This window comes from Streptomyces sp. NBC_00247, from assembly GCF_036188265.1.
Classification (GTDB): Bacteria; Actinomycetota; Actinomycetes; order Streptomycetales; family Streptomycetaceae; genus Streptomyces.
Window position 1 is genome coordinate 6792132 of sequence record NZ_CP108093.1, and the last position, 13943, is coordinate 6806074.

General features: G+C 71.4%; 14 protein-coding genes. 5 read left to right on the forward strand and 9 right to left on the reverse strand.

The features are described from left to right. Positions 1 to 57: 57 nt before the first annotated feature. The 3 genes from OHT52_RS29115 (at position 58) to OHT52_RS29125 (ending at position 3340) form a co-directional block, all read left to right on the forward strand. Complete coding sequence (locus OHT52_RS29115; RefSeq protein WP_328723153.1) at positions 58 to 891, forward strand: GntR family transcriptional regulator; 834 nt, start codon at positions 58 to 60, stop codon at positions 889 to 891. 135 nt (positions 892 to 1026) lie between these two features. Next, complete coding sequence (locus tag OHT52_RS29120) at positions 1027 to 2205, forward strand: right-handed parallel beta-helix repeat-containing protein (protein WP_328723154.1); 1179 nt, start codon at positions 1027 to 1029, stop codon at positions 2203 to 2205. A 34-nt stretch (positions 2206 to 2239) separates the two neighbouring features. Beyond that, positions 2240 to 3340, forward strand: a complete 1101-nt coding sequence (locus tag OHT52_RS29125) for a methyltransferase (protein ID WP_328723155.1) — start codon at positions 2240 to 2242, stop codon at positions 3338 to 3340. Between the two features lie 81 nt (positions 3341 to 3421). On the opposite strand, the gene OHT52_RS29130 is transcribed toward OHT52_RS29125, so the two are convergent. The 7 genes from OHT52_RS29130 to OHT52_RS29160 form a co-directional block, all read right to left on the reverse strand. Further along, entirely contained in the window at positions 3422 to 3742 is a 321-nt protein-coding gene (locus OHT52_RS29130) for a TcmI family type II polyketide cyclase (protein ID WP_328723156.1), read from the reverse strand. A 77-nt stretch (positions 3743 to 3819) separates the two neighbouring features. Beyond that, entirely contained in the window at positions 3820 to 4299 is a 480-nt protein-coding gene (locus OHT52_RS29135) for an SRPBCC family protein (RefSeq protein ID WP_328723157.1), read from the reverse strand. A 1-nt stretch (position 4300) separates the two neighbouring features. Continuing rightward, a complete protein-coding gene (locus OHT52_RS29140; RefSeq protein ID WP_328723158.1) occupies positions 4301 to 4558 on the reverse strand; it encodes an acyl carrier protein in 258 nt (85 codons plus the stop codon). A 15-nt stretch (positions 4559 to 4573) separates the two neighbouring features. Then, positions 4574 to 5833, reverse strand: coding sequence for a ketosynthase chain-length factor (locus OHT52_RS29145; protein ID WP_328723159.1), 1260 nt, complete (start codon positions 5831 to 5833; stop codon positions 4574 to 4576). Then, the gene (locus OHT52_RS29150) at positions 5830 to 7098 is read right to left on the reverse strand and encodes a beta-ketoacyl-[acyl-carrier-protein] synthase family protein (protein ID WP_328723160.1); all 1269 of its coding nucleotides are present in this window, start codon (positions 7096 to 7098) and stop codon (positions 5830 to 5832) included. The genes OHT52_RS29145 and OHT52_RS29150 overlap by 4 nt, the downstream gene beginning before the upstream one ends. Then, positions 7095 to 7547, reverse strand: a complete 453-nt coding sequence (locus tag OHT52_RS29155) for a cupin domain-containing protein (RefSeq protein ID WP_328723161.1) — start codon at positions 7545 to 7547, stop codon at positions 7095 to 7097. Before OHT52_RS29155 ends, OHT52_RS29150 begins: the two co-directional genes overlap by 4 nt. Before the next feature lie 71 nt (positions 7548 to 7618). After that, on the reverse strand, positions 7619 to 8737 hold the full coding sequence (locus OHT52_RS29160; RefSeq protein ID WP_328723162.1) for a SchA/CurD-like domain-containing protein: 1119 nt from the start codon (positions 8735 to 8737) through the stop codon (positions 7619 to 7621). 257 nt (positions 8738 to 8994) lie between these two features. Between OHT52_RS29160 and OHT52_RS29165 the strand changes: the two genes are divergently transcribed. Beyond that, a complete protein-coding gene (locus tag OHT52_RS29165) occupies positions 8995 to 10704 on the forward strand; it encodes an FAD-dependent oxidoreductase (RefSeq protein WP_328723163.1) in 1710 nt (569 codons plus the stop codon). Positions 10705 to 10802: 98 nt separating this feature from the next. On the opposite strand, the gene OHT52_RS29170 is transcribed toward OHT52_RS29165, so the two are convergent. Together OHT52_RS29170 and OHT52_RS29175 are read right to left on the reverse strand one after the other, a co-directional pair. Next, positions 10803 to 11660 carry a class F sortase gene (locus tag OHT52_RS29170; protein ID WP_328723164.1) on the reverse strand — a complete coding sequence of 286 codons (858 nt, stop codon included), beginning with the start codon at positions 11658 to 11660 and terminating at the stop codon, positions 10803 to 10805. A 91-nt stretch (positions 11661 to 11751) separates the two neighbouring features. Next, positions 11752 to 12249 (reverse strand): sortase, encoded by a 498-nt coding sequence (locus OHT52_RS29175; protein ID WP_328723165.1) that lies wholly within the window; start codon positions 12247 to 12249, stop codon positions 11752 to 11754. 586 nt (positions 12250 to 12835) lie between these two features. On the opposite strand from OHT52_RS29175, the gene OHT52_RS29180 reads away from it, so the two are divergent. Next, complete coding sequence (locus OHT52_RS29180) at positions 12836 to 13906, forward strand: glycoside hydrolase family 43 protein (RefSeq protein WP_328723166.1); 1071 nt, start codon at positions 12836 to 12838, stop codon at positions 13904 to 13906. Positions 13907 to 13943: the final 37 nt, after the last annotated feature.

Below are 13943 nucleotides of genomic sequence, written 5' to 3' on the forward strand. Positions count from 1 at the left end.
CCATTCATCACTTACCACCGAACCAGTTGCCGACGAAGAGGCGGAAAGGTCAGATCCATGCAGAACAGCTCCTCAGGCTCAGGTGGCGTACTCAAACGGGAGCGGGTCCGTGAGCACCTCCTCGGTCTGATCGAGGTGCGGCGGCCCGGGGACGCCATCCCCTCGGAGCGCACGCTCAGCGCGGAACTCGGTGTGTCCCGCCCCACGTTGCGGGCGGCGGTGGACGAACTCGTCGCCACCGGGCAGCTCGTACGGGAGCACGGGCGCGGCATGTTCGTGGCCCCGGCCAAGATCACCCAGGAACTCGTCTCGGACGACGCGGCCTTCGTGGTGCCCCGGGCGGCCGGTACCTGGTCCAGCAGACTCCTGCAGCTCGACACGATCCGTGCCGGAGCGCGCATCGGCCGCAAGCTGCGGGTGTCACCCGCCGCCGAGGTGCTCTACATAGCCCGCCTGCGGCTGGTCGACGGCTCGCCGATGGCGATCGAGCACCTGCACATCCCGGCGGAGCTCGTCCCCTCCCTCACCCCGCAGGAGCTGGAGGCGGGGGACCTCTACGACCACCTGCGCGAGCACCACCACGTCCACGTCGACCAGGCGGTCCAGTCCATCGAGCCGACCGTCATCAACGAGGCCGAGGCCGCGGTCCTCGACATGCCGGTACTCTCGCCCGCCCTGCTGATCGAGCGACTCACCACCGACACGGCGGGCCGGCCCGTCGAGTACGTGCACTCCCTCTACCGGGGCGACCGCTACCGGATCGTCTCCCGGCTGGCGCTGGGGACCTCCGCCCCGCGTCCGGGGTCCGAGGGGCACCATCCGGGAATCCCTCCGGGGGACTTCGCGCACGGAGACATCATCACCTCGTCCACGACGGGGGACGCCCACTGAGCCCGCCGGGTGTTCCGGCACGGCAGGGGCGGGCGGGGGTGGCGGGACGCACCTGTAAGCCATTCAGGGGCGCGCGTTGTATCCACTCGCTCACCCTGCGTGGCGTCGGCGGTTGATCGCCCATAGCTTCGGCTCATGAGAACAAAACACATGAAATGCCTGGCGGGCGTCACGGCCGTCACGGCAACCGTCCTGGGGCTCTCGGCCGTTCCCACGGCAGCGTCCGGACACCACGAACACGTGGTGCACCCAGGAGAATCGATCCAGGAGGCGGTCGACGCCGCCCGCCCCGGCGACACCGTCGTCGTCCTGCCCGGCACCTACCGCGAGAGTGTGCTGATCACCACGCCGGGCCTGACGCTGCGCGGAACGGGCGAGCGTACGGTTCTCGCACCCCAGGCGGCCGGGACATCCGCCGAGGCACCCGCCGGGACATCCGCCGAGGCGCCCGCCGGGACGACGCCCGCCAAGACCACACAGGGAGCTCCCGCCGCCGCCAAGGGGCCGAGGGCGGTCAACGCGTGTGCGGCGGGCGGCAACGGCGTCTGCGTCGTGGGTACCGAGAAGAACCCCGTCGACGGCGTCCGGATCCGCGCGCTCACCGTCACCGGCTTCACCAAGAACGGAGTCTGGGCGTCCCGGACCGACGGGCTCTCCGTCCGCAGGGTGACCGCCCGGGACAACGGGACCTGGGGCATCGCCCAGGAGCACTCGACCCGCGCCGACATCAGGCGCAACACCGCCACCGGCAACGGCGACGCGGGAATCTTCGTCGCGAACGCGGTCAACGAGGAGGGCGGAGCCACGGACACCGGCGGGACGACCATCGCGGACAACGCGGTGAGCGGCAACCGCATCGGCGTCACCGTACGTCGGGTCAGGAACCTCCTGATCGACGACAACACCATCACCGGCAACTGCAGCGGGATCTTCGTCGTGGGCGACGAGTCCAAGCCCGCGGCCGGTGCGATGACGATCAGCGGCAACCGCATCGTGAAGAACAACAAGCTCTGCGCGGCGACCCCGCGCCTCTCGGCGATCCAGGGGTCCGGCATCGTCCTGACCGGCAGCGAGAGCACGGTGGTGCGGTCCAACGTCATCCAGGACAACGCGGGCTCCACCGACTTCTCCGGCGGCATCCTGCTCCTCAAGAGCTTCGTGGGCGCCCTCAACACCGACAACACCGTCCAGGACAACCTCGTGAGCGGCAACAGCCCGGCCGATCTCGCCGACCGCGACACCTCGGGCACCGGCAACACCTTCGTCGGCAACACCTGCGCCACCTCCGTACCGGCCGGGATGTGCGCCGAATGACCAACCACCCCCGCGCCAGGAGGAACGAGACGGCATGACCACCGTGAGCCCCACCCCCGAGACCAGCCCCGAGAAGGCATCGCTCACCTCCACCCTCGCCGCGCCCCACGTCCACGCGGGCACCCCGGCCCCGCCGCCGTCCATGCGCCTGCGGGAGCTCGCCTTCGGAGCGGCCTGCGCCGCGGCCGTCCGCGCGGCGGCCCGGCTGGGTGTCGCGGACGCCCTCGGTGAGACCCCGGCCTCCGCGGCCGAGCTCGCCCTCGTGGTGGACGCCGAGCCCGTACCGCTGCGGCGCCTGTTGCGAGCGCTGACCTGCTACGGCGTCTTCGCCGAGACGGAGGACGGCAAGTTCGTCCACACCGAGACGTCCCGGCTGCTGCGCGAGGACGACCCCCAGAGCCTGCGCTACATCTCCCTGTGGTGCACCGAGCCCTGGACCTGGGACGTCTGGCCGCGTCTGGAGGACGCGGTGCGCTCCGGCACGAGCGTCTTTCCCGAGACCTTCGGCAAGGGCTTCTTCGACTACCTCCACCAGGACGCCGGCGAGTCCGCCCACGTGTTCAACCGGGCGATGACCACCTCCAGCGTGCAGTCCGCACGTGACGTCGCCGAACTCCTCGACCTGACCGGCGTCTCCTCCGTCGCCGACATCGGCGGCGGCCAGGGACACGTGCTCGCCAGCCTGCTGGAGAAGCACCCCTCGGTCCGGGGAACCCTCATGGACCTGCCGGGCGTCGTGGCCCGCGCGGACGCGCGGCTGCGGGACGGCGGCCCGCTCGCCGACCGGGTGCGGATCGTGGCAGGTGACTGCCGCGAGGACATCCCGTTCGAGGTCGATCTCTACATCATCAAGAACATCCTCGAATGGGACGACGAGAGCACCCGCAGGGCCCTCGGAAACGTCGTCGCCGCGGCCCGCCCCGGCGCCCGCGTGGTGATCATCGAGAACCTCGTCGACGACACCCCGTCGATGCGGTTCACCACCGCCATGGACCTGCTGCTCCTGCTCAACGTCGGGGGAGCGAAGCACACCAGGGAGAGCTTGCTCGCACGCATGTCCGAGGCGGGCCTCCAGGTGGGCGAGATCCACCCGGTCAACGCCTACCTCCACGCCTTCGAGTGCACCGTGCCGTAAACCGGCCGCGCGACCGAAACGCCCCGGGTCCGGCACCGAAGTGCCGGACCCGGGGCGTTTCGCTGTGCGCGGGAGCGAGTCCTACCGCTGCCACGTGTAGAACGGCTGGGCCATCGCGTCCTTCGGACCGCGCCAGGTCTGCGGGTCGTACGGGCTCACGAAGGCGGTGAGCCGGTCGCTGATGGCCTTGAACTCCGGGTGCTCCGTCACCTTCGCGATCTCCGGGCCCGGAGGGCGGTCGGACTCGATCAGGTGCAGGTACACGTCACCGAACTGGAACAGCGTGCGCCGGTGCACGCCGACGAGGTGGGGGAGGTCCGTGTTGTCGGAGGCCTCGAACAGCTTCGCGATGTCCGGAGCCGAACCCGGAGCCATCCGGGCGACGATCAGAGCGTGGTGCATCTGGCTGCCTTTCGGGGCGTCAGGGGTTGCCGGTGGCGGACCGGAGCGACCGCGGTCCGCCGAGTACCGGACAGCCTCTAGTTGGCGGGTACGGCCGCGGAGCGGCGCTCACGGTCGCGCTGCTCGATCTTGTCGCGGATGAGCTCCATCTGGACGCGGGAGTTGCGGTTGATGTTGTCCGTCATCCACGCGTCGTCGACCGGGGCGTCCGGGCGCATCGCGAAGTCCTGCCGCCAGAGCATCCGCGTACCGCCCCGGACCTCCGTGTACTCCCACCGGATGTCCATGTGCTGGAACGGGCCGGGCTCGACCCGGCGGGCCTGGACGTTGCGCCCCGGGCGGTCGGTGGTGCGCTCCGAGACCCAGCTCCAGACCTTGCCGTTGTCGTCCGGGTGCATGGTGAGGCGGAAGGTCGTCTTCTGCCCCTCCCGCTTCAGCACCTCGACGGCCGCGTACTCGCTGAACAGCTGCGGCCAGTTCTCCAGGTCGTTCGTCGTCTCCCAGACGAGATCCAGCGGAGCGGCGATGATGATCTCGTTCTCGGTGTGTCCGGACACGTCAGGCTCCTGTCACGAGGGTGTTGTTGACGAGGTCGAGGAACTCGGCGGGCGACTTGCACTGGTCGGCGTCGGCCGGCAGCGCGTGGCCGTAGCGGTTCTCCAGCACGGCCACGATGCCCAGCAGGCCGAGCGAGTCCAGGCCGTAGTCCTCGAAGGCCGATGTGGGACGGCTCGCCATCTCGGAGGCGTCGGCGTCGAGGCCGGCGCCGCTCTTCATCAGGGCGGCCAGCTCTTCGTACGTCAGCTGAACGGGCATGGGGACCACTCCTTCTCACAGCGGGGTGTCGGTGGGGCGGCGCAGTACGAGGGCCGAGTTCGACCCCATCAGGCCGCGGCTCAGTACCAGCGCCGTGCGCAGTTCGGCGGGGCGCGCACGCCCGGTGACCACGTCCAGGTCGTGGCACACGTCGAAGACGTTGGGCGTCGGCGGGATCAGACCGTGTTCCATGGCCAGTACGGCGGCTGCCGTGTCCAGCACCGGCGCGCCGCAGTAGGCGCGACCGGTCCCGGTCTTGGGTGCCGTCACCGGCACCCGGCGTCCGTGCGCGCCGAGCGCGTCGGCGATCGCCAGCGCCTCCGCCCGGTCCGCCGAAGGCACGCCGAGCGCGTCCGCGAAGACCACGTCGATCTCCTCCGGCGCGCAGCCGGCCTCCCGCAGTGCCCCGTCGATCGCACGGGCCAGGCCCGCGCGGGACTCCTCCCAGCGGGACGCGCCGGTGAAGGTGGCCGCGTGGCCGGCCAGCTCCGCCCGTACCCGGGCGCCGCGGTCGCGGGCCGCAGCCTCCTCCTCGACCACCAGCATGCCGCCGCCCTCGGCGGGCACGAATCCACAGGCGTCCGCGGTGAACGGCCGGTAGGCGCGGGTGGGTTCGTCGCTGAGGCTGAGGTCGGCGTAACCGAGCTGGCAGACCACCGAGTACGGCGCGAGCGGCGCCTCGGCGGCGCCGACCACCACGGCGTCGGTACCCCGCCGGATGGAACGCGCCGCGTGCATCAGTGCGTCGAGACCACCGGCCTCGTCGCTCGCCACGACGGCGCACGGCCCCTTGAAGCCGCCCCGGATCGAGATCTGACCGGTGCTGGCCGCGTAGAACCAGGCGATGGACTGGTACGGGCCGACGAAACGGGAGCCCTCCCCCCACAGCCGCTGGAGTTCGCGCTGGCCGAATTCGCCGCCTCCCGAACCGGCGGCGGTGACCACGCCCACCTTGAACGGCGCGTCCTCGTAGTCGGCGCGGCCGAGCCGCGCGTCGCTCAGGGCGAGATCGGCGGCGGCCATGGCATAGTGCGTGAAGCGGTCGGTCTGGACGAGGAAGCGCTCTTCGATGAAAGCGACCGGGTCGAAGTCCCTGACCTCGCCCGCGACCTTGAGCGGGAGGTTCTCGCACCCCTCGCGGGAGATCAGGTCGAGGACGCTGACACCCTCCTGGGTCTGTTTCCAGAAGGCGCCGGCGCCGGTCCCGTTGGGGGCGACGACACCGATCCCGGTGATGACGCAGGCGCGGTGCGCGGAGCCTGCCCGGGCGCTCATGAGGTCCTCCCGCCCGAACGTGTCAGGGCGACGGCGGACTGGAATCCCCCGAATCCGCTGCCGACCGACAGCACACTGCGCAGCTTGAGAGGCCGTGCGGTGCGCGGTACGTAGTCGAGATCGCACTCGGGGTCCGCGGTCTCGTAGTTGGCCGTCGGCGGCACCGTCTGGTGCTTGAGGGCCAGCACGCACGCCGCGATCTCGATGGCCCCGATGGCGCCGAGCGAGTGGCCGACCATGGACTTGATCGAGCTCATCGGCACCTTGTAGGCGTGGGAGCCCAGAGCCCGCTTGACCGCCGCCGTCTCGTGCCGGTCGTTCTGCTTGGTGCCCGAACCGTGCGCGTTGACGTAGTCGACCCGCGATCCGTCGAGGCGGGCGTGCGCGAGGGCGGTGTTGATGGCCTCGGCCATCTCCAGCCCTTCCGGTGTCAGCCCGGTCATGTGGTACGCGTTGCCGAAGGTGGCGTACCCCGAGATCTCGCAGTAGACGGTCGCCCCGCGGGCCCGTGCGTGCTCCAGCTCCTCCAGGACGAGGACGGCACCGCCCTCGCCCATCACGAACCCGTCCCGGCGTGCGTCGAACGGCCGGGAGGCGTGCTCCGGGTCGTCGTTGTTCGCCGAGGTCGCCTTGATGGCGTCGAAGCAGGCCACCGTGATGGGGGTGATCGGGGTGTCGGACGCCCCCGCGACGCAGACGTCCACGCGGCCCTCCTCCACGGAGTGGAAGGCGTACCCGATCGCGTCGAGACCGGAGGTGCAGCCGGTGGAGACGGTCTGTACGGGCCCGTGCGCACCGACTTCCTCCGCGACCGCGGAGGCGAGGGTGCTCGGCGCGAACGCCCGCTCCAGGTGGGCGCCGGCCGACCGGTGGTCGACGTCCCAGCGCGCTCCGCCCTCGCTGACCGCGACGTAGTCGTGCTCCAGCCGTGTGGTGCCGCCGACCGCCGTGCCCAGGGACACCCCGATGCGCCAGGGGTCCTCCTTCTCCAGGTCGAGACCGGCATCGCCCAGCGCCTCCCTGGCCGCCACCAGCGCGAACTGGACGTACCGGTCGGAGCGGGCGATCAGGTCCGCGTCCAGGCCGTGGGCGACGGGATCGAAGTCGCACTCGGCGGCGATCCGCGACCGGAACTGCGACGGGTCGAACAGGGTGATCCCGCGGGTCGCCGTACGGCCGTTGGCGAGCAGGTCCCAGAACGCGGGGGCGCCGATACCACCGGGGGCGACGACGCCGACCCCGGTGACCGCCACGCGCCGGGTCATGAGGACGCCGCCGTTCGTTCTGGCGGCGCTCCGCGCTCGGCCCGCTCGGTCGCCTCCGTGGCCTCGGTGACCTCCGTGTCGACGTGGCCGAGTTCCGGCCGCGGGGCGAGCGGGCCCAGGTGGAAGACCATGCGAGCCTCCACGTCCCCCACGTTGCGGAAGCGGTGGCGGACGTGCGGCGGGATCAGCAGACCTTGATCGGGCCGCATGGGGTACGTCTCGCCGTCCAGGTCCACTTCGAGGTGTCCGGCGACGACGTAGACGAACTCCTCCGAGTAGGGGTGGTAGTGCTCGCCGATCCGGTCACCGGGGTCGACGAGGGCCAGCCCCATGAAGCCGCTGGTGGCTCCGACCGCCGTCGGGGTGAGCATGGCGCGCAGGTCGCCGCCGCGCCTGCGGTTGGGCTGGGTCTCGCTGAGATCCACGATGCGATGCCGGTGGATGGTCATGGCTGTTCTTCTCCAGGCACGTTGTGAGGTGTGACGGCAGGGCGGGGCCGCCCCCCGTTGCCGGTGACGCGTCAGGACTCGGCGGACCGACGGTCGGTGATCAGGTTCATCTCGGCGTCGGCCAGGAAGCGCGCGGCCTCCGCGTCGTCTCTCGGCATGCCCTGCGAACCGCCGTCGAGGAGGCGTTCGAGCATCGCCGCCTTGCGGTCGCCGCCGATGCCCAGGGCCTGCGTGGGCTGCGCGTCGAGCGGGCCGCTCACTTCGAGGAGCCGCACCACGACGTCGTCGCGCTGGAAGATCGTGCTGCTCTCGACGGGGCTCGCGACGTCGTCCGCGGCCTCTTCGTCCTGGCCGGCGAACAGCCGGGCCAGCGCCATGCCGCAGCCTTCCTTGGCCTGGTAGAACAGCGCGTGCCGCTGGACGTCCGCGGCGTCGTGGCGGCCGGCCGTCACGTGGTGGACGGCCGGGAGCGCCGCCCGGGTGAAGAACAGCCGGGCGGAGTTGGAGTCGCTCAGGTCCCGGTCCTGCTCCAGGTACGGGTTGATCGCCTCCTCCACGGCCCTGACCTCAGGCTGGCGGGAGACGTGCCGCAGGGCCGCCATCAGGTCGCCCTCGATCTCGACCGCCCGCACGACACGGTTGCCGCGCATGAAGAGCGAGGTGCGCAGCAGCCGCGTGTTCTCGTTGACCTGGGCCTGAGGGGAGTCGTAGTCGGCGAGGATCTTCGCGACGATCTCCTCCGTGCCCGGCTTCACCGTGAAGGTCAGCGCGTGACGTACGACGCCGTTGCCCAGACGGGGCGCGGACTGGAGCCGGCCCTTGGCGTGCTCCGGAGTGCTCTCGAACGCGGCCCCGGTCTCCCGCAGCACGCTGAAGCGCAGTGAGCGGGTGTCGCGTACGCAGCTGTGCAGCGGCTGCACCGTCGCCACGTGCTCCTCGCTGTTCACCCACGTGAGGAAGGGCGGCGCGCTCTCCCACTCGCTGGTGATGAGCCACTGAGAGGGGTTCTCGATGGACTGGCACAGCTGATCGCTGATGTGTCCGGGAATCGAGGCGACCTGGTTGCGCATGTGCTCGTACGCCTCCAGGAACTGGTTCTGGGCGCCGTCGTGCAGGTCAAGGAGCAGTATGACCCGGAGCCTCGAACCGTCGAAGGCGGACTGGGATACCCGTTCCGAGAGGATTGTCATCGCTTTCCGTTCTCCTGTCCCGTCCCGCCCGTCATGGGCCGGTTTCGGTGGAAGTCGTGCAGGTTCCTGCCTGCCGGTGGGTGACGTCCCGCCCCGTGCGACGCGCGCACCGCTCCCGCGACCGATCGTGGAACGCTGGTACGGGCGGCGCCAGATTTATGAACCGTTCAGGTGAGGCGTCGGCACAAGCCCCGCCGACCGACTCCCGGCAGGGCATGGACACTGCGTCCCCCATGCCTTTGAGCTGGAGCAATCGAATGAACGAAAGCGTCGACCACCGCGTGCCGGTCCTCATCGTGGGCGGCTCCCTGGTGGGGTTGTCCACCTCTCTCTTCCTGAGCCGGCTCGGCATCGACCACCTCTTGGTGGAGAAACACCGCAGCACCTCGACCCACCCCCGGGGCCGGGGCAACAACGTCCGCACGATGGAGGTCTTCCGCAGCGCCGGCGCGGAGCGGCTCATCCGGGACGCGGCATCCGTGCTCGCCGACAATCACGGCATCCTGCAAGCCGGTTCGCTCACCGGCGACGACCAGGAATGGCTCTTCAAGGAGATCGACCCGGGTAACGGACTCGCCCGGTTCAGCCCGAGCGGCTGGTGCCTGTGCAGCCAGAACGACCTGGAGCCCGTCCTGGTCGACCACGCCCGGGCCCAGGGCAGCGAACTGCGTTTCTCCACCGAGCTGCTCACCTTCGAGCAGGACCAGGACGGAGTCACCGCCGTCGTCAAGGACCGGGAGACCGGGGAGCACACCACGGTGCGCGCCGACTACCTGGTCGCGGCCGACGGCCCCCGCAGCCCCATCCGCGAGCAGCTGGGCATCGGCCAGACCGGCCCCGGAGACCTCTTCCACAACGTCAGCATCACCTTCCGCTCCCGCCGCCTCGCCTCCGTGGTCGGCGACCGGCGCTTCATCGTCTGCTACCTGACCAACCCGGCGGCGGACGGGGCCTTGCTGCCGGTCGACAACGAGGAGCGGTGGGTCTTCCACGCGCCGTGGCAGCCCGACCGGGGCGAGACACTGGAGGACTTCACCGACGAGCGGTGCGCCGAGCACATCCGCCGGGCGGTGGGCGATCCGGAGCTCGACGTCGAGATCACCGGCAAGGCCCCCTGGCACGCGGCCGAGCGGGTCGCCGAGAGGTACGCCTGCGGCCGGGTCTTCCTGGCCGGCGACTCCGCCCACGAGATGTCCCCCACCGGGGCGTTCGGCTCGAACACCGGCATCCAGGACGCCCACAACCTGGCGTGGAAGCTCGCGGCCGTGACCGGAGGGGCGGCCGGTCCGGGGCTGCTGGACACGTACGAGGCGGAGCGGCTCCCGGTGGCGAAGGCCACGAGCGCGCGCGCTTCGGCCCGTTCCGGGGAGCACAGCCACCCGGGCTACGCCGGCCCGCCCGGCGGACCGGTCGGACAGGGGAGTCCCGGTGGTCCCGGTGGACGGGGCGGTCCGGGTGGACAGGGCGGTCCTGGAGGCCCCGGCGGCGGCCGGCAGGGTGGCATGCTCTCCGTCGCCCTCGGCTACCGCTATGTGCGGGGAGCGGTCCTGGGGGTGGACCCGGAGCTGCCGGTCGTTCCCGACGGCATCGGCCTGACGGGCGAGCCCGGCACCCGTGCCCCGCACATGTGGCTCGACCGCGACGGCGAGCGGATCTCCACGCTTGACCTCTACGAGCAGGCGTTCGTCCTGCTCTGCGACGCGAACAGCTCGGAGTGGCGCGGCGCGGCCGGCCAGGTGGCGAAGCGACTGGCGATCCGTCTGGACGCCTTCACGGTCGGGTCCGGCCCCGACGCGGATCTGCGGTCCGTGGACGGCGCCGACTGGGCCGCCGTCCACGGCACCTGCGCCCAGGGCGCCGTGCTGGTACGCCCCGACGGATTCGTCGCCTGGCGCGCACAGGACGCGGCGCCCGACCCGGAGGCCGCGCTCCACAAGGCCGTGACGACCCTGCTCCACCGGAACTGATCCGGAAACACCGGTCCCCGGCGCGCCCCCCCCCGGGCCGCCGGGGACCGGTGCGTTCGCCGGGAGTCCGTCACCGGCGGGTGGTCACCGGCGGGTGGTCAGCGAGAGCCGGTCAGGGCCGCGAAGACCACGACGTTCTCCTGGTAGCCGGACTTCTTGTCGTACTCGCCACCGCAGGTGATGACCCGCAGTTCCGGCCGGTCCGAGGGGCCGTAGACCTTCTCGTCGGGGAAGTCCTTCTTGCTGTAGGAGTCGACCGCGTACACCGTGAACACGGCGACGCTCCGGTCCGCCCGGACGATCTCGACGGTGGCGCCCTCGCGCAGGGCGCCGAGCAGGAAGAAGACGCCGGGCCCGAGCCGGGTGTCGACATGGCCGGTCGTGATGGCGGTGCCCACCGCCCCCGGCACCGTCCCGTCCGTGTACCAGCCGCTGAGCACCGGGTCGTTGTCGGGCGGGGTCTCCAGCGCGCCGGACGCGTCCAGCCCCAGCCTCATCATCGGCGAGTCGACCTTGAGCGCGGGGATGCGCAGCCGTACGGGCGGGGACGGCGGAAGCGGCAGTACGACGGGGCCCGCCGGACGGGCCGGGCCGGCGGACGCGCCCGGCCTTGGGCCCGCCGGCGCCGGTCGCAGGGGCGCCGGCCGGACGGGCGGCCGGGGGAGCAGCACCGGCGGCGCGGTGGAGCGGCGTACGAGGGAGGGCGGCGGGGGCACCGGATACCGCGACGCCATGTACACCGGGCCCGGGGCTGCCGCCGGTGGTGGTGCTGCGAGGGGCGGTGCGGCGGACGGTGGCGGAGGCGCGGCGACCGCCGGTGCGCGCGGTGGCTGCGGCGGCCGGTCGTCCCGCATGCCGCTGACCACCAGCACGCTACCCGCCACGACGGCCCAGACCAGGTGTTTCACCGCCGGGAACGGCTGGGGCGACGTTCTGGTACTGCGCCCGGTTTCCATCGCGTGTCCTCTGTTCGCGGCGGTTGGAACGGCACGTCCGCGCGCCCCGGAGCACGACGGGATTCGGGGCGCGCGGACAGGTGTCGTACGGTCAGCCGCGGGCCGACGCCGCCCGGCGGCGCAGCCTGAACGCGGTCCCGGCCGCCGCCCCGGCGAGCAGGACGCCTCCCAGGGCGAGCTGCGCGCCGTGGTTCACGGGCACGCTGAATCCGGCGGCGACCCCGCCGCTGGGGGTGCGGTCGGCGATCCGGTAGGTGTCCGTCATCAAGATGCGCGGGGGGCACTTCACGGTGACCGTGTCGGTGCCCGGCCGGGCGTCGTCCGGCACTTCGAACTCGCCGACGAGGACACCCTTGCGCTTTCCCTCGAAGAGGTGGAACGCGCCCGCGGCTTCCGAGGTGCCCTTGCCGTAGGTCTCCTTGCCGCAGGCCCGGGTGCTGACGGTGACCAGCGAACCGGGTGAGGCGCTCGCCGGGCTGATGTGGATGGTCTGCTCACCGGCGGGGTCCGCGGCCACGGCGGCGGGAGCCGTGAGGGCCACCAGACCTACGGCCAGACAGATACCCGCACCGGTGCGTGTGTTGCGCATGAGGTTCCTCCATCGAGAGCGGGGCCCGGCCGGACAGCGCGGCTCCTCCGCTGTGCTCCGCGTCCGAGGCAACCGACACTCCGTCACGCCCGCAACACGGGGAGCCGACGCCCATGTCACCCGGTCAGGCCCGGTACTCCGTCTCAGGCCTCCCGTTTGCGCAGGTCACCTTCTTCCGGGGCGGAATCGAGGAGGGGCGGGCACCGGACGGCGAACGGGCTAACTGATCGTTTCGAGTCGAGTTCGACCCGGAGGCGGGGGAGTTGGGTGCGTGGCGCGGACGGCCCGACGGTACGTCGGCTGACGGCTCGTGGAACGGGGCGCCACCGGCCGTGGATGTTGACATGGACAGGACCATTCCGGATGCTGTGAGAGCGCTCTCACATCCATGTGAGGACGCTTCGTCAGGGGTTGCGTGAGCCGGGGAGCCCGGCGAGCGCGCGAGATCGACGAGTCGGGGAGTCACGGCAGGAACCGCCCTGCGGCGTCCTGCGCGGCGGTCCCGGCCGGATGCCGTACGCGGCCCGGCGCCCCTTTGCCGGTCCTCGCCCGGCGTCGAAGCGCAGACGAACCACGGAAGGGGACCATGAATCTCACCCGCCGTATGTACGGCCTTGCCGCCCTCGTTCTCGCGGGACTCCTCACGGTCGTGGTGTCCGTGTCGTCGGCCGGGCCCGCCCGGGCTTCCCAGACGAGCATGCGGGCCGCCGATCCGAGCGTGATCCGGGTCGGCTCCACCTATGTCTCCGTACAGTCGACCGGCGGCGGCATCGCCGTGCGGCAGGCGTCGTCCACGGCCGCCCTGGCGTCCGCGTCCGCGCGGCAGGTCTGGTCCGACACCCGCGGCCTCGGCGAGGTCTGGGCTCCGGAGCTCGTGCGGGACGGCGGCCGCTACTACATCTACTTCACGGCCGGGGCCGGCGCCGCGCACCGGATGTACGTGATCAGCTCGGCGACCGCCGACAGTGGCTACACCGCCGAGACCCAACTCGCCCTGCCCGACGGCAAATGGGCCATCGACGGCACGATGTTCACCTTCAACGGGCAGCGCTGGTTCGTCTGGTCCGGCTGGGCCGGGGACACCAACGTCGAGCAGAACCTCTACATCGCCCGGATGAGCAGCCCCACCACGCCCACCGGGGCGCGTCACGTCATCTCGCAGCCCCGGGAGAGCTGGGAGCGGGTGGTCGGCAACCCGTACATCAACGAGGCACCCGAGGCGATCAAGGACCCGAACGGCCAGCTGCACATCGTGTACTCGGCCAACGGCAGCTGGAGCGACCAGTACTGCCTGGCCGAAGTGCGACTGCGGGCCGGCGGCGACCCGACGTACGTGTGGGACTGGTACAAGTCGAACGGGTGCCTGTTCGGTTCGAACGGCTCGACGATGAATCCCGGCTGGGATCCCACACTGCAGGTGAACGGACCCGGGCACCACAGCTTCGTGCTGCTGGACGGTGACATCAACACCAGCCCGCCGGCCGGCCCGACGTTTCCGCTGATGTTCCACGCGGTCCCGAAGGGGACGGCGTACTCGTGGGCCAACCGGTACTGGTACACCGGGTCTTTCTGCTGGTGGGGCGGTACGACCTACAGCCGCGCCAACGTCCCGGGAGCGACGTCGGACACCGGATGGAGCCTCAAGTTCTTCGAATGAGACACGGCGAAGAGCGGGCGGCCGTCCCCGGGGGCGG

What these genes read in the sequence shown, in the direction of transcription:
- OHT52_RS29180 (WP_328723166.1), top strand. Translation starts at nt 12,836, where the DNA reads ATGAATCTCACCCGCCGTATGTACGGCCTTGCCGCCCTCGTTCTCGCG.
- OHT52_RS29145 (WP_328723159.1), bottom strand. Translation starts at nt 5,833, where the DNA reads ATGAGCGCCCGGGCAGGCTCCGCGCACCGCGCCTGCGTCATCACCGGG.
- OHT52_RS29165 (WP_328723163.1), top strand. Translation starts at nt 8,995, where the DNA reads ATGAACGAAAGCGTCGACCACCGCGTGCCGGTCCTCATCGTGGGCGGC.
- OHT52_RS29160 (WP_328723162.1), bottom strand. Translation starts at nt 8,737, where the DNA reads ATGACAATCCTCTCGGAACGGGTATCCCAGTCCGCCTTCGACGGTTCG.
- OHT52_RS29170 (WP_328723164.1), bottom strand. Translation starts at nt 11,660, where the DNA reads ATGGAAACCGGGCGCAGTACCAGAACGTCGCCCCAGCCGTTCCCGGCG.
- OHT52_RS29115 (WP_328723153.1), top strand. Translation starts at nt 58, where the DNA reads ATGCAGAACAGCTCCTCAGGCTCAGGTGGCGTACTCAAACGGGAGCGG.
- OHT52_RS29140 (WP_328723158.1), bottom strand. Translation starts at nt 4,558, where the DNA reads ATGCCCGTTCAGCTGACGTACGAAGAGCTGGCCGCCCTGATGAAGAGC.
- OHT52_RS29125 (WP_328723155.1), top strand. Translation starts at nt 2,240, where the DNA reads ATGACCACCGTGAGCCCCACCCCCGAGACCAGCCCCGAGAAGGCATCG.
- OHT52_RS29155 (WP_328723161.1), bottom strand. Translation starts at nt 7,547, where the DNA reads ATGACCATCCACCGGCATCGCATCGTGGATCTCAGCGAGACCCAGCCC.
- OHT52_RS29150 (WP_328723160.1), bottom strand. Translation starts at nt 7,098, where the DNA reads ATGACCCGGCGCGTGGCGGTCACCGGGGTCGGCGTCGTCGCCCCCGGT.
- OHT52_RS29130 (WP_328723156.1), bottom strand. Translation starts at nt 3,742, where the DNA reads ATGCACCACGCTCTGATCGTCGCCCGGATGGCTCCGGGTTCGGCTCCG.
- OHT52_RS29175 (WP_328723165.1), bottom strand. Translation starts at nt 12,249, where the DNA reads ATGCGCAACACACGCACCGGTGCGGGTATCTGTCTGGCCGTAGGTCTG.
- OHT52_RS29120 (WP_328723154.1), top strand. Translation starts at nt 1,027, where the DNA reads ATGAGAACAAAACACATGAAATGCCTGGCGGGCGTCACGGCCGTCACG.